The 21454-nt window shown below is 60.0% G+C and carries 13 protein-coding genes; 7 read left to right on the forward strand and 6 right to left on the reverse strand.

Translation table 11 applies throughout. From position 1 onward, the window contains the following. Positions 1 to 547: 547 nt before the first annotated feature. Positions 548 to 3538 carry a glycoside hydrolase family 2 gene (locus tag IPI01_07610; GenBank protein ID MBK7257657.1) on the forward strand — a complete coding sequence of 997 codons (2991 nt, stop codon included), beginning with the start codon at positions 548 to 550 and terminating at the stop codon, positions 3536 to 3538. A gap of 38 nt (positions 3539 to 3576) precedes the next feature. Here the strand turns inward: IPI01_07610 and IPI01_07615 are convergent, their stop codons facing one another. The 3 genes from IPI01_07615 to IPI01_07625 all read right to left on the reverse strand — a co-directional run bounded on the left by IPI01_07615 (position 3577) and on the right by IPI01_07625 (position 6652). Further along, entirely contained in the window at positions 3577 to 4428 is an 852-nt protein-coding gene (locus IPI01_07615) for a sugar phosphate isomerase/epimerase (protein MBK7257658.1), read from the reverse strand. 14 nt (positions 4429 to 4442) lie between these two features. Continuing rightward, positions 4443 to 5540 (reverse strand): glycoside hydrolase family 88 protein, encoded by a 1098-nt coding sequence (locus tag IPI01_07620; GenBank protein MBK7257659.1) that lies wholly within the window; start codon positions 5538 to 5540, stop codon positions 4443 to 4445. A 161-nt stretch (positions 5541 to 5701) separates the two neighbouring features. Further along, entirely contained in the window at positions 5702 to 6652 is a 951-nt protein-coding gene (locus IPI01_07625; protein ID MBK7257660.1) for a carbon-nitrogen hydrolase family protein, read from the reverse strand. Between the two features lie 77 nt (positions 6653 to 6729). Between IPI01_07625 and IPI01_07630 the strand changes: the two genes are divergently transcribed. Genes IPI01_07630 through IPI01_07650 form a run of 5 tightly spaced genes read left to right on the forward strand, consistent with a single transcriptional unit; the run spans position 6730 to position 14120 of the window. Continuing rightward, positions 6730 to 9228, forward strand: coding sequence for an alginate lyase family protein (locus tag IPI01_07630; GenBank protein ID MBK7257661.1), 2499 nt, complete (start codon positions 6730 to 6732; stop codon positions 9226 to 9228). Then, a complete protein-coding gene (gene larA, locus IPI01_07635) occupies positions 9212 to 10495 on the forward strand; it encodes a nickel-dependent lactate racemase (GenBank protein ID MBK7257662.1) in 1284 nt (427 codons plus the stop codon). Before IPI01_07630 ends, larA begins: the two co-directional genes overlap by 17 nt. Before the next feature lie 35 nt (positions 10496 to 10530). After that, a complete protein-coding gene (locus IPI01_07640; protein MBK7257663.1) occupies positions 10531 to 11280 on the forward strand; it encodes a cysteine hydrolase in 750 nt (249 codons plus the stop codon). Then, a complete protein-coding gene (locus tag IPI01_07645; protein ID MBK7257664.1) occupies positions 11277 to 13265 on the forward strand; it encodes a hypothetical protein in 1989 nt (662 codons plus the stop codon). Before IPI01_07640 ends, IPI01_07645 begins: the two co-directional genes overlap by 4 nt. Next, positions 13266 to 14120 (forward strand): sugar phosphate isomerase/epimerase, encoded by an 855-nt coding sequence (locus IPI01_07650; GenBank protein MBK7257665.1) that lies wholly within the window; start codon positions 13266 to 13268, stop codon positions 14118 to 14120. 208 nt (positions 14121 to 14328) lie between these two features. On the opposite strand, the gene IPI01_07655 is transcribed toward IPI01_07650, so the two are convergent. Further along, complete coding sequence (locus IPI01_07655; GenBank protein MBK7257666.1) at positions 14329 to 14676, reverse strand: hypothetical protein; 348 nt, start codon at positions 14674 to 14676, stop codon at positions 14329 to 14331. Between the two features lie 603 nt (positions 14677 to 15279). Between IPI01_07655 and IPI01_07660 the strand changes: the two genes are divergently transcribed. Next, entirely contained in the window at positions 15280 to 17400 is a 2121-nt protein-coding gene (locus IPI01_07660) for a T9SS type A sorting domain-containing protein (GenBank protein ID MBK7257667.1), read from the forward strand. 188 nt (positions 17401 to 17588) lie between these two features. On the opposite strand, the gene IPI01_07665 is transcribed toward IPI01_07660, so the two are convergent. Both IPI01_07665 and IPI01_07670 read right to left on the reverse strand, forming a co-directional pair. Beyond that, positions 17589 to 18704, reverse strand: a complete 1116-nt coding sequence (locus IPI01_07665; protein MBK7257668.1) for a hypothetical protein — start codon at positions 18702 to 18704, stop codon at positions 17589 to 17591. Between the two features lie 89 nt (positions 18705 to 18793). Next, positions 18794 to 21214, reverse strand: a complete 2421-nt coding sequence (locus tag IPI01_07670; GenBank protein MBK7257669.1) for a bifunctional YncE family protein/alkaline phosphatase family protein — start codon at positions 21212 to 21214, stop codon at positions 18794 to 18796. Positions 21215 to 21454: the final 240 nt, after the last annotated feature.

Genomic DNA, 21454 nt, shown 5'->3' on the forward strand with positions numbered 1-21454 from the left:
CGTCACGAGTATACGCCGTGATGTTTGGAAATGCAAGCCGTTCGCAAAGAGAGTCCACGTATGGAACGGCATCGCGCCTCACCAACCGGCCTTGCACGCGGAGTCATCCGAGGTGTGATTCAGGTATGGTTTACGGTATGGACGGCATTTGACACGCCGGTGTGGTAGTAGTATCTTGACCTGACCCCCGCATGATGAGTACCGAATCCGGTCGCGCACGGACCGAAGCGAACGCATCGGGGGTTCTGACCTTGTAGCGATACAAAAGAGTGACGGCAGATCACAACAGTTGCGCCCCATTGGACGAATAGGCAGGAGGTTCTCCGTCGACATGAGACAACGACTCTCTGAGTGTACCCGCGTATTCTTGATACCAGGCCTCCTCGTCAGTCTTCACATAGGCAGGCACCTCGGATGGTCGCAGACGGCTGCACCCCGGCAAACGCAACACAGCCCGGCGGCCAGAGACACACCTACCGTTGCCACGGACGTATTCGCGGCCATCGGCGGCCGTGCCATCGGATCAGATCGAGGCCCGCTTGAGGACGTGCATCCCCCGTCGCTTCCCCGGACCATCCTCCGGGGTGGAGAGTCCGATCCGGGTGCAGCCTTCACACCACGGCCAAAGATCGACACACCCGAAGAGTTGAAGGAAGAACTTGCCCGGCAGCGCGCCGTGTACGCGCAGTACCTCAAGGACCTCGCCCCCGCCCTCCCCTCTCTCCGCGAGACCGTGCGGATCGAGACCTTTCAATGGCGCCTGGAAACCGACGCCGACCGATCGGACTTTCAGCATACGCTGCGGGGTGCCGGAAGGTGGACGAACGTCAGGGTCCCCCATTTCGGCGGACCGATCGGCCGCGCGGTCGCATTCTACAGGACAACATTCCCGGTGACGCGGACCATGCTCGGCAAGGGCGCGGTCTTTGTCCGGTTTGGCGCGGTGGACTACAAGGCGCGCGTGTTTGTCAACGGGCACTACCTCGGCTCGCACGAGGGATTCTTCGCCGGCTTCGAATTCGATTGCACCCGGTACGTCCGCGAGGGCTCCAACACGCTGCTTGTGCAGGTTGAGAACGATGCGATCTACATGGGGAACGACTCGTGGGGGCAGGATGAGGAAGGAGACAAGATGTATGCGGCAACCAACCTCGGGTGGGACGATCCCGGGTTTGGCTGGCACCATTGCCCGCCCGGATTCGGCATCTATCAGGACGTGATCGTCGAGGGTCGAGCCCCGATGCACGTTGCCGATCTCTGGGTACGGCCGCTGCCCGACGAGGAACGCGCCGAGGCATGGGTCGAGGTGTGGAATACGGACCGGCGCAACAAGCCGGCGTCTCTGGAGATCTCCGTCTACGGTCAGAACTTCAGGGATACGGTCATCAGCCGCCTTCGCTACATCCCCGGCACCCGGATCATTCCCGGCGTCGGAGACCTCCAGAAGCCGACGGACAATCAGGACGTGACCCTCACGATGGGTCCCGGCATGAACCTGCTCAAAGTGCCGCTCGTCATACCGGAGGTCCGGTGGTGGGATCTCAACACACCCTGGCTCTATCAGATCCAGGTCCGACTGCTCGACGATGCCGGACGTGTTGTGGACCAGGCGAAGCGTCAGTTCGGTATGCGCACCATGCGCCAGGATGTCGATGCGATCCCGCGGGGACGCTTGCTCCTCAATAATAAGCAGATCAGGCTGCGTGGCGCAAACACGATGGGATTCGAACAGCAGGATGTGTTTCAGAAGGACTTCCCGCAGCTCGTGGACGACATCCTGCTCGCCAAGATCTGCAACATGAACTACCTCCGGCTGACGCAGAGGCCTGTACAACCTGAGGTGTACGACTACTGTGACCGTCTCGGGTTGATGCTGCAGACCGATCTTCCATTGTTCGGCTGCATGCGCTACAACAAGGTCGCGGAAGGCGTCCGTCAGGCGGAGGAGATGGAACGGATCGTCCGCGCCCATCCTTCCAACATCATGATCAGCTACATCAACGAGCCGTTTCCCAATGCCAATGGCAAGCCCCAGCGCCATCTGACCCGTCCCGACCTCGAAGCATTTTTCGGCGCTGCCGACCGGGCCGTGCGGATACTGAATCCGGACCGCGTCATCAAGCATGTGGAAGGCGACTACGACCCACCGGGCGAGACACTGCCGGACAATCACGTGTACTGCGGTTGGTACAACGGCCACGGCCTCGAGCTGGGAAAGCTTCACAGAGGATATTGGGTACCGGTGAAACCCGATTGGATGTACGCGTGCGGTGAGTTCGGTGCGGAGGGGCTCGACCCGGCCGATCTCATGCGGCGCCGGTATCCCCGCACGTGGCTGCCGGGCGCGGACGAATCCCGATGGTCACCCAATGCCATCCCCGGCTCACAGACCGGCAATTTCCACTACATGTGGTTCGACACGCAGCACTCGCTGGCTGATTGGGTGGCCGCCAGTCAACGGCACCAGGCCTGGGCAACGCGGCTCTTCGCCGAACGGTTCCGCCGCGACGATCGCATGACAGGCTTCGCGATCCACCTGTTCATCGATGCCTTCCCTTCCAGTTGGATGAAGACGATCATGGACTGTGAGCGCCGCCCCAAGCCGGCGTACTTCGCATATCGCGATGCACTCGAGCCGCTGGCGGTGAACATCCGCACCGACCGCTGGGCGTTCACGGCCGGAGAACAGATGTCGTTCGAGTTCTGGCTCTGCAACGACACGCCCGCGTCGCCACAGGGACTGCAGCTCCGGTGGCAACTCGAGCAGGATGGACGCGCCGTCTATTCGCGCCAGTCGCCCGCCACCGTCGAATCCATCCGAGCGGCCTTCCAGGGTTACTTCGTCCATCAGGCACCCGACGTGCGTGAGCGGACCCGATTCCTCCTGCGGCTGGGGCTTGCCGATACGGACAGCATCATCGTTGACACAAGCATCGAGTTCGACGTGTTCCCTTCACTCCCACCGCCTGGTGCAGCGGCTATCCGCGTTATCGGCACAGGTGACGGAAGGGCGCGGCAGTTGCTGGAGGAACTGGGAATGAACGAGGGCGGCGCAACACCATCTGTACTCCTGATCGACGACGTTGCCGAATATGCGAAGCATCGGAGCACCATCGATAGTGCTGTCGCTGGAGGTGCGAGGGCAGTGTTTCTGGAGCTTCCCGTCGGGACATACAAGATCGGTGGCTCTGAGGTACGTGTCGAGGAATGCGTGATGCGCGCCAGGGAGTTCGTGTCGCGTGCCACCGGCCACCAGCTCGTTGCCGGGTTCGAGCCGGAGGACTTCAAGTGCTGGTATGACCCCACGGTAGACTACTTCACACCGTTGCTTCCGACGGTGTTCGATGCCAGGGAGTGGGATCCGATCCTGACGAATGGGAACGGGGTCTGGGGAGGCGGCGCATGGCAAAGCAAGTTCGCAGCCGCCGAGAAACGTCGCGGCGCCGGTTCGTACATCGTGTGCCAGGTGACGCTGGCGGGAAGGGTGCGCCACAACCCGGTTGCCGCGCTGTTTGCAGGCCGCTTGTTGGGACGGTGACCACACCCGGCTTCGCTATGGCACCGGCGGGACCGATCTCATCCCAGGACCTTGCGCAGAAACTCCGCACACGGCCGGGCTGTCAGCTCTGTCGTATCTTCCAGCAGGATACTGATCCCGGGTTTTTCCTCGACCACGAACCGCATCACCAGATCGTGCCGGAGATGTCCCTCACCCGCGGCGACCGGCCTGAGCTGGCCATGCTCGATAACGAAGTCCTTCGCGTGGATCGCCACGATCCGGTCTCCGAACAAGTCGAAGGAATCACCGATGACCCGTTCCTGCTCGGAGTGATTCTCGGCTGTCAGTAGGTTGACGGGATCGAAGACGACCTGCAGATTCGCCGACCCGACGGCGTCCAGCATCTTCCGCATCTTCCGGGGTGTGGATACCGCATGCGAGGCGACCCCTTCGATGCCCACGAGGACCCCGAACCGTTCCGCTTCGGCGGCAAGCTCCGCAATGCTCGCGAGCGAATCCTGGAAAGCCGCTTCCCCGTGGTTATCGGGATGAGGCGTGTAGTCGGCGTTGACCGAGCCGGTTTCGAGGGCGACAAGCCCGGTGCCGAAATCCCGCGCGAACCGCAGATGCTCCTTGAAGAGGGTCAGCAGGGATCGGCGCGTGGCAAGATCCGGATGGAGCGGATTGACATAACACCCGAGCACCGCGATCTGCACTCCGTGCCGGCGGAATTCCTCGCCGATCTCGAACGCAAGCCCCGGATTCAGAAGTCCGGGCTTGAGCGTGATCCCGGCGATCGCCTTGCCAACCGCGAGCTGCGCGCAGGAGAATCCACCGGCAGCGATCTTCGCCGCGAGCTCTCCGGCCGGTAGCCGTCCGAAATCGTGCGCACGGATGCCGATCCGAACGGGTAGAGTGGGTTGCTTCATGCCACCGGCCTTCACTATGACGATGTTTTTCCTGCCCCGGCCATGTCCTGGTACAGGCATTCGCTCAGCATCAGAAGCGTCAGCCCCTGACCGTACAATGTTGGATAGCGGGTCAGCTTCCCGTAGGCATCGATCGTCGGCATGATCGGCGTTCCGCCCGAGACGCCCTGCACGCCGCCGTCGGCGCTGATCTGCGCAACCACCGCATCAAGAGCTCTGCGAGCGCGTGGCAACAGGTCCGGCTGGAGCATGCCGATGCGCACCGCCTTGAGGATGCCTCCCGCCACTCCCGCACTTCCCGAGGTCTCTTTGTAGAAATCCGGCCTGGTCATCACCGTATGCCAGAGACCGTCCTCCGCCTGGAACGACAGCAGGCCACTCACCAACTTTTCATACCGTTCAAAGAGTTCCTTCGGGATCTCCACGATGTCCCGGATGGTCTCGATGATCATCGGGGCTCCGATCACCACCCAGGAGTTGCCCCGTGTCCAGAGGGCTCCCGACATGTGGTGATCCTCCACGCAGTGATACCCGTGGTACAGTACGCCGGTGGCCGGGTCCTGAAGGAGCCGGCAGTGTGCAAGGATCTGGTTGATCACCGCCTCCGCCATCGCGGAGTTCCCGGTGAGCTTCGCCGTCTTCGAGAGAAACACCAGGGCCATGAACACAGTATCGGCCCACACCTCCCCCGAAACAGATGCCCCGTGATAGAACACGCCGTCTGCAGATCTCCCGGCACTGGCCATGACCCAGTCAGCGTACTCGACCGCTGTATCGCGGTAGTAGGCCTCTTTCGTCCTCAGGAACATGTCCGGGTACATGGCCAGCGGTGCGAGGTAATTGACGTGGTCCTTCTTCGCACACTGGTGTTTGTTCCGGGCGACCCATCCCCGCATGAACTCCAGGATCTCCGGCTTTCCGGTCTTCTCATAGTAGTCGGATATCGCGATCATGCCGACGCCGGCATTCCAATCCCAGTCGTCGATGTCCATTCCCCAGCTGGCAGGGTCGTGGTCCACCTCGTTCGCGGTTTCCCGCGTCAACCCGGCATTCCCTCGTTTCATGAACTCGTATACCTTACCAGCGTTCTCCTGCACCATCGGGGTGCTCATCTCAGTTCGTCCTTCGGTCTTCGTTTCATGGGATCGACCCGCGGTGCCGCCCTGTTCCGGGATCGGATCACACAAGATAACAAACTCCTCAACAAAGCGGTATCCCTCCGCGATCATCGGCGGGCCGATCTTCCGCAGCACGTCTTCGGCGGCTTCTCCGGCTAGTAGTTCTCCTCTGTTGCCCAGCTCCGCCATGCCTTATTGTCGTCGCTGAGTACCTTGTACAGCCACGGCCTCCTTTCGCCAAAATACACCTTCTTCCACTCCGCCTCACCGTACACACCAAGGTCCTTGGTGATGCGAGGTTGTGTGAATGGAACCGTGACAACGAGGATGTCCTTCGTATCCTTTGCCGCCTGGGCGGTGACGCGGCCCTCATAGTCGATCACACACGTCCCGGAGAGCGGCCCCGGTTCGCCCGCGTCGTGCGGCCGGGCCCACCCGCACGAAGCGACATACACACATGCGTCGAGCGCCCGCGCCCGCGTACGCAGATCGAATTGATCCCCGTTCTGATGGATGGAGATCACATGTGGAAAAACGAGCAACTCGGCTCCCAGCAGACTGTAGACCTGTGCGGGCTCGGGAGTGATCGTGTCATAGCAGATCATGATGCCGACTTTTCCGATATCCAGATCAAAGACCGGCCATTCATTCCCCACGGTGACGTTCTGTGTCTCAATGACAGCGCGCGGCTCATGGGTCTTGTGATAGACGCCGACGAGTTCCCCCTGTCTGCCGAACACCGCCGCGCTGTTGTAGATCTTCCCGCGTTCCTTCTGGATGAACGGAAAGACAATATAGCAGTTATACAGCCTGGCCTTCCTGCTGACTTCAACCAGCTCGGGAGAATCCAGGCCGATGGCCGCCTCCGCATACGTCACATCCACCCCCGGACCGAAGTTCACGCCTTCCGGCAGTACGATCATGTCCACCTGCAGCTTCCCTGCCTCGTCGATGGCCTCCAGCCCCTTGGCGAGATACTGCCGCCAGTCCTGCGTTTGCCCGCCCAGGAGTTGCACCAGAGCCAAACGGGCCGGCTTCCGGGCCGGCGCAGAATGCGCCATGCCTGTTATGAGAAGAATGGAACAAAGGACCAACGATCTGATCATGATGCGCTCCTGCTTGTCTATCCCGTACGAATTGATTCACTTCCCGCTCGCGTACTCCGAATAAGGGGAATAACAACTTGGATGTCAAGGCATGGCTTGCATTTCTGAAGACCGCTGACTACCATGTTCACAGTCCACCAACACCCCCCGAGGTCCCGCCGATGCTGCACGGAGTGCTCTTCCTGCTTGCCCTCCTCCCGATCACGTTCTCTTCTCAGGAGACTCCTCGTGACGAGAAGGACCGGTCCGGTCCCGTTATCCGTCTCCAGTCCACCGTCTACCAGGTCGGGGACAAATGGTATTGCCCTCTGTGCAGGCAGGAGGTCCCCCATGGCGACCGTGCCGGCTGGGATCATAAGCTCGCACTTTCGGAATGGCACGACGTCCTCATCGACAAGTCCTACTTCGAGAAGAAGATCCGCGCCATCACCGACGAAGAACTCGTCGGTTCGCTTGCCGTGCCCGCCATCGCCGGCGACCTGCGGGAGGCCCTCTCGGCCCGGCGGTATGACCGGGTGTCCGGTCTCCTGCGCCATTCCGTTACCGGGAAGAGCGACAACGGGCGGCTCTCGACGTATGATCCTCAGAACAAGAAGTTCTTCATTACCACGGACGAATTCCTGAACGAGGTCCGGACGGACTCGAGCCGGGCACAGGCCATCGTCCGCTCCGCGGAACAGGTCTTCACGCCCGGGAAGGGATTCACGCTCTACGGGGTCAACTGGGGCAAGAAGATCGACTTCAATCACAACTATCCGAATGCATCGAAACACGGCGTCCACTACCTCTCCTTCCTCGACGCTCTGATCGCCGACTTTCTGGTGCGGCGTGATCCCGCTACGGCATCGGCGTTCGAGAGTCTCTTCAACCAATGGTATGACCAGCTCGACAGCATCCGCGGGGAGCGTGCGCCGAACCAGATCACTGAATACGATGTGGTCTGGTATGAGCTGGGTCTGGCCGCCAGGACGCAGCGGCTGATCGATGCTCACAGGGTGTTCGCCCGGCACCTCTCGCCGGAGACCAACAAGAGGCTGCTGAAGATCATCCTGGGATCTTCCCGGTGGCTGGACCAGTGTCTGGCACAAACCCCGTTTCACCCGTACAACTGGCAGACCCACACCGCCATGACGCTCTCCTATGCGGCACTGGTCTACCCGGAGTTCCGCGAGTCGGATTCCTGGCTGGACCGGGGGAGAAAGACCATGGTCCAGCACCTCGAGAACGACATCAAAGACGACGGGGGATACATCGAGAGAACGCCGAGCTATGCGGAGTACATGTTCACGGTGTTCTACCGCTATATGATGATGTTCCAGTATTTCAAGAACGACCCCTCGCTGAAGGACGCCTATCTGGGGCGGCTGGAAAAGTTCATCGAGTTCTTTGTCCTGACGAACACCCCGGTGGGAGTCAATGCGCCCTTCAACGACGCGGGGAGAGGCAAGAGCCTTGTCCGTATGTTCCGGGAAATGGCCGGGTTCTTCAGCCGGGGCGATTTCGTTGGTGCCGTCCGGCACGAATTCTCCGCGGAGGAGATCTCCTCCATGCCGTTCAACGTCACGCCCCCCGCGACGACGTCCGTGGACTTCCCCCATTCGCAGTTCGTCGTCATGCGGGATTCCTGGAGCCCGGAGAGTCACTTCCTTATACTCAACTACGGCGAGTGGCAGAATCACAGCCACTACGACCATCTGGCCTTCGAGATCTACGCCAACGGGATCCCCATCGCACTGGACGCCGGACTCGGCGAGCTGGGCTACCTGGACTCTCTGCACGTGAGCTGGTACAAGCATCCCCGTGCGCACAACATGGTGACGATCAACCAGGCAGTTCCGGAAAAGATGAACATGCGGGGGTACGACAAGGTCTGGTCTCCCATGGCGCAGACCGACGTGTTCGCTGCCTCACACGACGGCTACCTCACGTACCAGAAGGCGAAGCACCGCCGGCACATCATCTCCGCAAAGAAAAAGTACTGGCTCATTGTCGACGACGTGGTCACAGCCGGACGTAACCAGGATATGGAGTTCAATTTCCATACCCCCTCCACCATGGCCGAACTCCCGGATGGCTTCACATCACAGGGTGAGAAGGGTTTCGTGATCAAGCAGGACCGGAGAGACGTGCGGAATGTTCAGAGGGTTCGCACCGCAGGAAGCGCGGATCTGAACGGGCTTCCCCATGAGCCCTCCCACAGGGAGATCGACTGGTTGATCTTCAGGAAAGATCTTTCGGGAAACCCGAACGTCGACCGCATGGTGACACTGATCTATCCGTTCGCCTCTTCGAGCCGGATCGATCCTACCCGGATCGCTGTCGAACGGGTGGATGTACCCGGTGATTCGGCGCTGGTGTGCCGGGTAACAACAACGGAAGGGCAGGATCTGATCATCATATCGGACGGATCGTACCGGAGATTCACCGACGGCATCGAAGGGGACTTCCGCTATGCCCGGATCAGCATCACCGACAAGGTCGAGTACGCGGGGTTCACGGGGGTTTCCCGGTACAAGGTTCGGGGGTTGGCGCCGCAGGCATTTCCGGACAGAAGGGATCATGAGTACATCAAATAGTTTCAACTACTCGTTCCCGTATCCTTCGATCGCGCCCGTTGAGATCCCGGCCACCCATCCGGTAGAGGTCTACACGGTCAGGGCGATGGCACCATCGGGCCAGTTGCCCGAAGCACTTGTTGAGGAGAGCCTTGGCGCACCGATCGGGATGCCGAGGCTCTCGGAGCTCGTCACCCCGAACTCCCGTGTGCTCATCGTGGTCGATGATATCTCCCGGCCCACACCCGTCCATCGCATCCTCCCTCCCCTCTTGACGGAGCTCGCACGGGGAGGAGCGCGGGAAGCGAACATACGGCTGCTGATAGCACTCGGAACGCACCGGCACATGACGCGCGAAGAGATCGCGGCCAGGGTGGGCCCGTCGATCGCTGGACGGATTCCGGTCGCGAACCACGAATGGGCGAACCCCGGTGCGCTCCACGACTACGGCGAGCTGGACGGACACCGGGTGCTCCTGAACTGCGCCATGCACGATGCGGACATCGTGATCGGTGTCGGAAGCATCGCCCCCCACCCTGCCGCGGGGTTCTCCGGCGGCGGGAAGATCATTGCCCCCGGGGTTGCCACTGAAGAAGCCGTTGGCGAGTTCCATTGGAAAAGCGTGCACTTCCCGCAGAGAGATGTGCTCGGGGTCAGAGACAACCCCATGCGTGAGCAGATCGACAGGATCGCGCGGATGGCCGGGCTCACGGCGATCGTCAACGTCGTGCTCGACGGGAGCGGACGGATCGTCCGGTGCTTCTCGGGAGAACCGGTTGAGGCCCACAGAGCGGGCTGTGCGCTGTCAGGGGAATTCTACCGTGTCCCCGTGCCGGATCCGGCTGCGGCGGGGATATTTCTCATCGACACGCACCCCCTGGATCAGGACCTCTGGCAGGGGGTCAAGGCGATGTGCGCGCTCGAGTGCATCGTCCCCGATGGCGCCGTGGTCATTCTTGTGACACCGGCCCCCGAGGGCGTCGGCAGTCAGCATCCTGAGGTGCTGGAGTTCGGATACAGGGGGTTGGAGGAGACGTCCCGGCTCCTTGCGCAGGGGCGGCTTGACAAAGTTTCAGCTCACAACATCGTTCAGGGAGGACGGCTGATCGGTCGGACAGAGGCGTACATGGTGTCCCCCGGGATCCCTCCGGACGAGATCCGCCGGTTGGGGTTCACCCCGTTCGGCACTGTGCAGGAAGCAATGAGAGAAGGCGCGAAGAGGAAGGGAGATGCGGCCCGCGTCGTCATCCTGGGCATGGGTGGAGAGATCTGTCCCGTGGCGGTGTAAGGCCGGTCCAGGTACCAAGAACAAGGAGAATGACAATGAACCTGAGCATCCCGGGCAGGTATTACCGGATGTACCCACCCGAAGAGTACCTCGGGCACGCCGAAGAGATCCTGGAATTGCCATGCGATGAGACGGCCTTCATGCTGATCGACGTCTATGGGCTGGGGTACAGTCCGGGTGAGCCGGAACCTGAAAGGCCCGCGCTCTTCTATAGAGGGTCCACCGAGGTGGAGCGCCGGGTCATGGTCGGCCATGTGAAGCCTGCGCTCGAGGCTGCCCGCAGGATCGGGATCCCGATCATCTATCTGAACAACTCCAACCAGATGGTGGCGACACAGAAGAGTGAGTTCGGGTCGATCCTTGTCAGGACGCACGGCCTCACGGTGGAAGAACGGTGGGAGACCGATCCTGTGGAATTCCGCTTCAGCACCCTGGTCGAACCAGGGCCCGGAGAGTACATCGTACAGAAGCAGATGTACAGCGGATTTTTCGAGACCTGCCTGGAGACCCTCCTGCGGAATCTCCGGATCAAGAACCTGATCACGGTGGGGTTCGCAGCCAACGCCTGCGTTCTCGGCACGCTGACCGATGCCCTGTACAGGAATTACAGGATCGTTCTGTTGCGTGACGGCACCGCGGCGATGGAGTATCACGACACGATGGATGATCAGACCGTCACGCGCGCCATCATCCGGCACGTCGAGGCATTTCTGGGATACACCTCGACCTCGGCGGAATTCGTCCGTTCGTGCCAGCAGCTTTCGGGAGAGGAGAAATTGAAATGACGTTTGGCCTTCCTGCTGTCGACTACGTGGTCATCGGTATCTATCTTGTCTCCATGCTGGGCATCGGGGTCTACTTCAGCCGGTTCATGAAGGGGGGGAAGGATTTCTTCATTGGAGGCAACCTCATCCCATGGTGGGTGTCGGGTATCTCGCTCTACATGACCATGTTCTCTGCCTGGACCTTCACCGGCGGGGCAAGCTTCGTGTATCACACGGGCTGGTTTGGCCTGTTGTACTTTCTGACATGGAGCATTGCGTTCCTGATCGGCTTCCTGATGTCGGCCAAACGCTGGCGGAGAACCCGTGTCACGTCTCCGGTCGAGTACATTGAGACACGGTTCAACAGACCCACGCATCTCTTTTTCAGCGTGTACATGGCACTGGCCATGCTCTACTGGCCGGCCCATCATCTGGCATCGCTGAGCAAGATATGTGCGCCCACGCTCTTCCCCGGATCCATGGTCGCCATCGATGTGATGATCGTCGTCATCGGGATCATCATCATGCTCTACACGTTCATGGGTGGCTTATGGGCGGTGTGCATTACGGACGTCGTCCAGTTCCTGATCCTGATCGCCGTCTGCGTGGTACTGCTTCCGGCCGTCCTTCTGTCAGGGGAGTTCAGTTCGGCCGGAGACCTGCTCCGGCAGGTCCAGCCGCTGACCTTTCATCACGTGTTGCCGGATGGCACCATGTACGACCACTGGTATCTGCTCGGGCTTATCGCGGCGAACATCTTCGGCAATGCCGTCGGCGACAAGGCCCAGCGCTACTACAGCGTCCGCGACGAGAAGGAAGCCATGAAGGTCGGATGGTTCACGTTCGTTCTATTCCTGACTGCCCCTGTCCTGTTCGGCATCCCCCCGCTGATCGGGAAAGTGCTGTGGCCCGACATCACCATGCTCGGGTACTTCGCCGGTGTCACCAAGGCAGATGAGAATGTCTTCATTGCAGTGGTGCTGCGCTACATGCCCGCTGGTATTGTAGGGTTCTTCCTCTCCGCCATGATGGCAGCATCCATGTCCTCCATGAGCGGAGTCTGGAACACCGTATCCTCGATCGTTTCGATCGACCTCTACAAGAATCGCTTCAGGCCGGCCGCCACGGAAAGGCAGACGCTTCGCGTGGGTCGCATCTCTGTCTCGGTATTCGCCCTGATCGCGATCCTCCTTGCACTGGTGATCATCCACAGCGATTTTGGGATATTCTCGATCAGCACCATCTTCTTTGGACTCACGGCTGTTCCCAGCGCGATACCGGTGTTGCTGGGGATCATGACCAGAAAGATCTCGCGCTGGTCCGCCATGGCATCCGTCATCGCAGGCGCATTGATGGCGTCGCTCGCACGCTTTGTGCTGCACTATTCGCTGGGGGAACAGTTCCTGATCACGGTGGCCATCACACTCCTGTTTGTCGTCGCTTCCTATCCTCTGGGACGGATGTACAACGCACGGCGTATGTCTGCCCTGGCGATCAGCCTGGTGCTGAGTGTCGTTCTCTACTTCTTCTTCCTGTTTGCCAACCACAATCCGGACCTGTCGCCCGGAACCTTCGCAGGCAGCCTGATGGCTGGTTGGACGGAGTTCCTGGTGTCGGCCCACTTCTGGCTTCTGCTTTCAGCACTCGCGTACTTCGCACTGACATATCGATTTGCAGCCATGTTCGGAAGAGATCTGCAGGCATCGCAGGCTGAAGTGAACGCTTTCTTCGACAGACTGGACAGACCGGTCGATGTTGTCAAGGAAGTCCTCTCCACCGGCGCAAAAGAGGCCAACATCTTTCCCCTCGTGGGATGGATCTCGGTTGGATTGGCAGGAGTGACGCTTCTCATCCTGGCCGTGCCCGGTACCAGGACGAACATCGGGGTCAACCTCGGGATCAGCGGACTGCTGCTCATCATCGGGGTGGCAATGATCCTGTCGAAGCGCCTGACCAAGCCGCTCGCGTCGATCGCCGGTGGTCTTATCCAGGGAGCTAAGTTCTGAATGGTCACGCTCGTCCTGAACTCCATAGCTCTTGACCCGCATCGATGGACGAAGGAAAAGGTCCCGTTCCACAAGCTCGAGCAACTTCTCGCGCCCATTGCTCAGACCGGGTTTCGTTTCGTTGAGATCTGGCAGCATCATATCTCTGAAGAAACAGAGGCACAGATCAGCGCGATCCGTGCAGCCGGCAATTCTCTGGGAGTATCCTTCCCCGTGGTCGGACTCTATCCTCAGCTGCATGTCGGGGGGGAAGAATGTCGCAGGGAAGGCGAGAGAACCAACAGGCTCTTGAGTTATGCGAAGATATTGGGTGCGGACATTGTGAAGGTCTTCGCGGGCAGCCGGGATTCAGCTCTCATCACTCCCAGGGAGTACGAACTCTCCGTTGAAGCCATGAAGCAGATGACACAACGGGCGGAATCTCTTGATCTTACGATCACCGGCGAGACCCATCCGAACACTTTATTCGATACCGTTGGGTCCTGTCGGAGGTTCATGCAGGATGTGCAGAGTGACAGATTCAAGATCTGTTTCCAGCCATTCGATCTGCGCGACACGAACCAGGCGATACGGGACTACGAACTCGTAGCAGCAGACGTGATCCATGTCCACTACCAGGGGCGCAAAGGGGACTCCATGGAGCTACTCGAGAATGCAGATCTGGACCACAGGAGGCTGACCCGGGCCCTTGCCCATAAGGGATTCAGCGGATACCTGTGCATTGAGTTCACGAAGGATTGTGTGGTTGAGAACCCCGTGGACTTCAACCTGGAGGCCGTTCTTAACAACGCCCGGAGGGATCGCGATTTTGTGTTGAAGCTTGGACAGGAACTGCAGATGCGGATACAGGGCTGAGACCGGCGAGTCCATCTGTGGACGCTTACCGTCCGTTGCTCCCGACGATGTTCGATGCCGGGGAGCGGGAGCCGATCCTGCCGAACGGATAGACGAGAGGGGGCAGCGATGCCCCCTTTCGTTTTCATCGCATGGAAGGGTTTCCCCCTTACTTGCGATCCCTTCCTCAACTTCCTGGATCACATGCAGGGGTCAGGCCATCTCCGGTTCACAGTTTGAAGCGTGCCGCCAGGTCGTTGTCGACAAGGACGGTCGTTTCCCAGCCGGTGCCAAAGATCCCCAGCACCCCGCTATTGTACACCGAGAAGAAGTGCACTGCATGTCCCCGGTAGGTCCCTTTTCCTTCAATCGTGTTCGCAAACGCGGCGGGCTTGTCGGAAACGACCACGCTATCATTGATGGCGATGGTGATCACGTTGGTGACGGCCGACTTGGTTGCAGTGATGTTCCATTCTGTTGCGACATTCTTGGAAGTGTACGACGACATTTGGGACGCACCGCAGCCGGCGAGAACAACGAGGCAGCAGATGGCAAGGAGAGTCATGGTTTTTGACATAGAGAACTCCAGTATGGTTTGAGAAGACCGGAACATACGACGATCGATGTGAGTCTTGTGACTTGCACTGTACAGATCGACCTGGGTGAGTTCCGCAAGCACTTCCTGAAAGCTGCGGAATCTGATCGCACACGCGAAAAGCCAAGCGGATTGGGCCGTGGGCGGCGACCACTCAGCAGAGCTGAATGCCCACACGAAGCGGTGTACCGTCATGAACGTCAATACTACACGATATAGTTCCCCCGGGCGTCGTATCGGGTGCATTCAGGCCTACGGCTGGTCTGAGAGCAGAAGAGTGGTATGGCTTCCAGACGCGATCAGGCAAAGCCGTGGATATGGGGCAAGGCGCAGCCTTTGCCATCCGTCCCTACGCCAGTGAAGAGGCGGCCGGGTTCAGGCACGCACCGAATAGCGAATGGTCCGCCCCTCAACCCCATTGACATTGCCAACATGCCGGGCTATATTTGATACAGGTAAGCTACTGATGGTTTGTACAGCCATCGAGCCGCCCATCTGGATCCCCACCTCCACTCCGGTTCCAGGACCCACCCGACGACCCCCTGGCTCATCCTATGCTTCTCATCTTCACTGCGGGGGGATACAATGAGAACCCGACTCTTCCTTTTCGCCCTTGCCATCGGCACGTTCAATCCGTATGCATCCGCGCAATGGCAACTCATGAACGGCCCGTATGGATGTACGATCAACTGCTACGTCGTACACGGCACGTATCTCTTTGCGGGCACGCAAAGCAACGGCATATTCCGCTCCACCGACAATGGCGCAAGCTGGACGGCGGTCAATGCAGGTCTCACAGCCAGGGGCGCATCCTGCCTCGCCACAATGGAACAATATCTCTTTGCCGGAACAAGCGAAGGGATCTTTCGTTCGGCAGACAATGGTACGACATGGGAGCCGACCGACTCCCTGCCGGCGTGGACACAGCCCACCGCTCTGGCGGTCGTGGATTCTTCGGTCTTCGCCGGCACCAACTATGGCATCTTCGTGTCTGTCGATGGCGGCACGACCTGGGAGGCCGCCAGCGCAGGACTCCCCGTGATGCCTCAGTGGTCTACCGGCTTCATCCGTTGCATTGCCTCGGGTGATTCTTGTCTGTTCGCCGGTTCCGACAGCATTGGCGTCTACCTGTCAACCGATCATGGAGCAACCTGGACATTCAAGAGGCTCAATGACTATACCGGCTGGAGGTACGCTGTCAGTGCTTTGCATGCCGGCGGGGGGAAACTCTTTGCCGGAACCGAGGAAGAAGGCGTCTTCCTCTCTACCGACAACGGGTCGAGCTGGACGGAGGTCAATGCTGGTCTGAAACAGAAAGGCATCAACTGCCTCGCCGCCAGGGATAGCGTCCTCTTTGCCGGCACCCTCAGGGGCGTGTTCTCCACAACCGACAATGGCGCTCATTGGACGGGTGCGGGCCGGGATTCACTGACAGCAACGGTCAATGCAATTGCCGTGTCCGGCCCAAACCTCCTTGCCGGGACGAGCGGGCTCGGGACCTATAGATCTACAGACAATAGCATGCGTTGGGTCCAGGGCAATGCAGGCATGCCACCGGTCGTCGTCAGCGCACTCGGTGTCTCCGGCGCAACTCTGCTCGCCGCCACCGATGCAGGAGGGATATTTCTTTCCGCTGCAAACGGCGATCAGTGGACCCAGATCGGAGGAGGATGGGACGCCAAGGGGATCAATCTCATTGCGATGAGAGAAAAGACGATCATTGCCGGGGGTCCAGGAGTCTACATATCTACACATAGCGACACAGGCTGGACGACGATCGATCACCGGTTATTGCCATATGCTGTCCGCGCCTTTGTGGTTTCCGACACTGTCCTTTACGCAGGTACGTCCGGGGGCATTTTCGGCATAGCCAACGACGGCAGGGTGACGCGTGGGGTCAGGCTGGGAGATTTCAGTTCTGATGTGAACGCCCTCGCGATCTCTGACACGAGCCTCTTTGTCGCGACCCGTAATGACGTGGTCGGTCACGGAGGCGGTGTGTTTTGTACGACAGATGGCGGTGCGAGCTGGGCTGCTGTCGACTCAGGCATTCCACACCGCCATGCTCATTTTTCGTCCGTCGTCGGAATACTTTTTGCCGCCGGCGGCACCGTCTTTACCGTATGCGATAGTGGACTGTATGCTTCGACAGACCATGGCACGAGCTGGCATGACGCTGGCGAGGGCATCCCCGATAGGTACATCAGAACCATGGAAGCACAGAGCGGCTTTGTGTTCGCGGGAACGGACAGCGGCCTCTTCCTGTCCACCGACAACGGAGCACACTGGAGGTCATCAACACCGACCGTGACGAGCACGTGGGTGACGGCAATCGCATGTTCGCCGACACATGTCTATGCTGGCTACAAGCACGGTGGCATTTGGAGACGGGCGCTGTCGGAGTTGACAACGGCAGTGCATCCGGGAACGGAACGCATAACCGATGAATTCCGTCTGGACCAGAATTTTCCCGATCCATTCAACCCTTCCACGACCATCGGCTATACCCTGCCAGCACGGTCATACGTCTCGCTCACGGTTTTCAACGTGCTCGGTCAACAGGTGGCACTCCTCGACGACGGCGAACGGCAGGCGGGATATCACGCGGTCAGGATGGACGGATCGCAACTTCCGAGCGGGGTATACTTCTACCGGCTCATGGCGGGGCGGTATTCCACCACCAGGCGCATGCTGCTGGTGAGATAACCGGCAGTGGGCGCACGATGCCTCCTGTGCGACGGTTCACGTGGCCCATCCGCGATCCGGTCCCCCGCCACTTCCCTGCCGTTCCCTGGCCCTCCCCGATGATCGGGGAGGGTGTCGGCACGGGAATGTCGCAGTGCCACTGATGATGAGCCACTTTGTGCTCGAAGCGTCCCTTGTGACGTGGAAGCCTAGTACACACACGCCCGTGCCGCTTGAGCGAACGCGGCGATGTTCTCAAGTGGCGTTTCGAAGAAATGGTCGGCGCAGGAAAGAATGTACCCGCCGTCATAGCCCACCCTCGTGAACAGCGTTTCCACCTGAGCAGTGATCTCGGTGTGAGAGCCGCGCGTGAGTACGGAATGCTGGTCCATGCCGCCGATCAGTGCGATCCTGTTCCCGGTTTTCGCTTTCACCTCCCACGGTTCCTGGTTGCCGCCGATACTGAGCGGAGCCAGGGTTTCTGAGGCATCGGCGCCGTTCGCAATGATCAGATCCTCGATACCACGCGTGCCCCCGCACGTATGATAACTCACGGTGAACCCGTGGGCGTGCAAAGCGTCGTGCAACGTGCGGTCATACGGCAGGCAGAACTTCTCGTGGAGATCCGGGGAGATCACCGTAGACGAGGACGAGCCGCCGCCCGTTTCCACAACGTCGAACTTCGCGCCTTTCATCCCCTCCACGAAACGCAGCTTCTTCTCGAGCAGGACCTGCAGCAAATGATGCACCCACTCCGGTTCATCCATCGCTTTGAAGATCAACTCCGTAATATCCATCAGGCACGCGGCGTGCTGCCAGCAACCCGCCTGGTCCCCCCAGACGAACCCGCGCACGATCCCTTTATCGCCGACCTCATCATAGGCCCGGGCCAGGGGCGCCGGATCAAGCGCAGGGACCGGCATGTACTTGCGGATGAGTTCGATATCCTCGTCGTGCTTGATGAGGTATTCCGTGATCCAGGTGGTCTTCCTGTCCCCTGCCGTCTTATAGGTGAGCACCCCTTCAGGTGTCACGATTCTGTGGTGGTTCACGCGGTTCTCGGGATCCGACTTGAGGACCGTCACTTCATCGCGCCATTCCGGCGTGGAGAACTTCGAGAAATCCGCCCCGACAAGCCAGAACTGACCCATATCCTCAAAATACTGCACCGCGGCGTCCATGCCGAAACGTTCAAAGGCCTGCAGGGGCGTCGCGCCGTTCAGATATTTATCGAGATGGTACCCCTGCCACTGGTGGACGGTGACGGGAAGTCTGTCCGGTTTCTCGCAGTGCAGCGCGCACATCATCCGTTCTTTGGACGTCATGGATCGGTTCTCCAGAGGAAGAGGCGTCGTGGTTCAGTCTCTATGAATGTACGGCGACGGTACGAGAGCCACAAGTCGTGGCAACGCCGTCAATCATCATCGTCATCACCGGGGGTGACCGAAAGGAACGCCGCGCGGTTGATGGCGGGGAATGGCACGTGCGCGCCTTTCACCGCGAACCAGAGAACGCGGTTCAGATCGTCATCCGGCGCGCGGTCTTCCATGGTGAAATCGAATTCCTCGCTCCGCCGCTGCCATTCATTCAGTGCCAGATTGATCTCGCCCAGGTCCACCCGGTTCGGCACATGGACAAAGGGAGACCGGTCCGGTTGCGCCGTGAAACAACGCCACATGGGAGTCGCCCCGGCATCGTATTGGGACATCGGGTCCAATCCCAGGATCAGTTCGATCGTGCGGAGGACGGATGAGGTGGTATACGGCGTATGATCCACGAAGTGCCGTTTCACCCGCCCACCCGCAACATAGGCCGTGCTCCGGTGCGCGTCCACATGGTCCGGTCCGTTCTGGGCATCATCTTCGACGATGAAGACGACGCTTTCATTCCAGATCGGGCTCTTGCTGAGATACTCCACGAACAACCCCACGGCGAGATCATTGTCCGCCACCGCGGCGAACGGTGTTGCGCGCCCCCTCCGCAAACCCTCGGTGTGATCATTGATGAACCGGAGGGTATTGAACCGTGGGACCCCACCCACAACGACGAGAGAATCGAACTCCCGCTTCCATTGCGCAAAGCGTGTCGTGTCGCGCACCGACTGGTCCCAACTCGTGAACGATGAACACACGTGGCCTTCGAGCACCTTGATCCCCACCCGTGTACCATCCGTGAACTCTCCGTACGTGCGGTACGAGACGCCCTTCGCGCTGCACTGGTCCCAGATGAACAGCTTGTTGTTCGCGATCCCCCGAGCACCTTCCGCATCGTAGCCGCCACCTCGCCCTCCATAGTTCGTCGGCCATGTCTTCTCGAGGTAATCGGTGGCATACGCCCCCATGCTCCAGTTGTGTCCGTCCGCGCTCACTTCCCCATCCACGAAGAAATTATCCAGCAGCACGAACTCCCACGCCAACAAATGCTGGTTGGGGGTGATCCGTTCGCCGAACAGAACGAGGCTGGTGTCGCCGTTCCCTTCGGGCATATCACCGAGCACCTGGTCATAGGTCCGGTTCTCTTTGATGACGTAGAAGACGTGTGTGATCGGGGACGGATCGCCGACACGTTGAGGGACCGGATTCCCCGGCTCGCCCGCGGCGAGACGTTCATGCTCCTTCGTGTACGGAGTGTTCTGATAGACGGACCGGGAATACGCAGCGAGTTGTGCTTGATCCGGCATCGGGATGATGCTCAGTGCCCCTTTGAACAGCCCGCCGATGTATTGCACACCGATCGGCCGCGTGGTATCCCCCTGCTGATACACCACCTTTTGCTGTCGCACGGCCGGATTCGGGCCGTACGGATTTGCCATGGAGGACAGCCCCTTCCCGTTCGCAACATACAGCACATCGCCGGCGATGCGTACCGATGTCGGATACCACCCCGTCGGGATGAACCCGAGACTCCGGCTCTTCCCCGGAGTTCGCACGTCGAACACCGCGAGGCAGTTATTGTCCGCGTTGGCGATATACAAGGTCTCCCCGTTCTCGCTCAGGGCCACGCTGTTCGTTGTCGATCCGCTCGGTGCGTTGGGATACAGGGCGGCGTTCAGCGCTTCGATCACCCGTCCGGCGGCGAGATCGATCACGGAGACACTGTTGTCGTTCGCATTTGCGACATACAGAAGGTCGCCGTCCGCGGAGAGGCACATATCGTTCGGATTGTCCCCCACCCGGATCGTTGCGAGCTCCCGCATATCCTTCGTAGAGAATTGCCGGACCACGTCCGCACCCCAGCATGATGCAAACACTCTTGTGCGGTCACCGGAAAGCAGACAGGTATACCCCTCGCCACCGAGCGGAACTCTGTGCGCGACGCGCTTCGAGGCGAGGTCCACGGTATACAGCGCACTATCTTCCTTGGTCACGACGTACAGGCGTCCACCGTCTTCGTCCACAGCAAGCCCGGCCGGAGAAATGCGCCGGGGCCAGGGCGGGCCGAGGACAAGCGTATCGCGCATCGTGATCGTATCCTTCCCCACATCGTAGCGCAGGATCCAGTTGTCGTTCCCGCCCGATGCGTAGAGGGTCCTGTCGTCATCACCGAACGCAAGGCCAAACCAGGCCTTCGGGATGGGTACCGTCGCCACGATGCGCCCGGCCTTCAGGTTGACCAGTTGCAGCGAGTGCCGGCTCTGACCGTTGTTCGTCACGGCCAGCAGTGTCTTTCCGTGGGAGATGGCGCAATTCAACGGAAGGTCGCCCAGCGTAAGCTGCGTGCCCGCGGGGGTGAGGCTCCAGCCATTGGGCAGAGTGATTCGCGCGGTGGACGTTTGTGGGTGCGCAGGCGAGGCCACGAGCAACACGACAGCAAAGCACAACCAGGGAAGGCGCATCGTGGATGGCTCCAGGTAATGAAGACAGTCCTTGTCGGAGATCAGGCCTCCCGCCACTACCCTAGCGTTCCCCGGTCTTCTCCGATGATCGGACACTGTTCGGACACCGGAATGTCTCAGTGCCACTCTTGACGAGACAATATACCATTGACGCCTTCCTCTGTCAAGGTTCCATCGGACGGCTCTTCACCATTGTGTTGCGACGTTCACAACTTGAAGCGTGCCGCCAGATCGTTGTCC

The organism is Ignavibacteriota bacterium, assembly GCA_016707525.1.
In the GTDB taxonomy this organism is placed as follows: Bacteria; Bacteroidota; Ignavibacteria; order UBA10030; family UBA6906; genus JAGDMK01.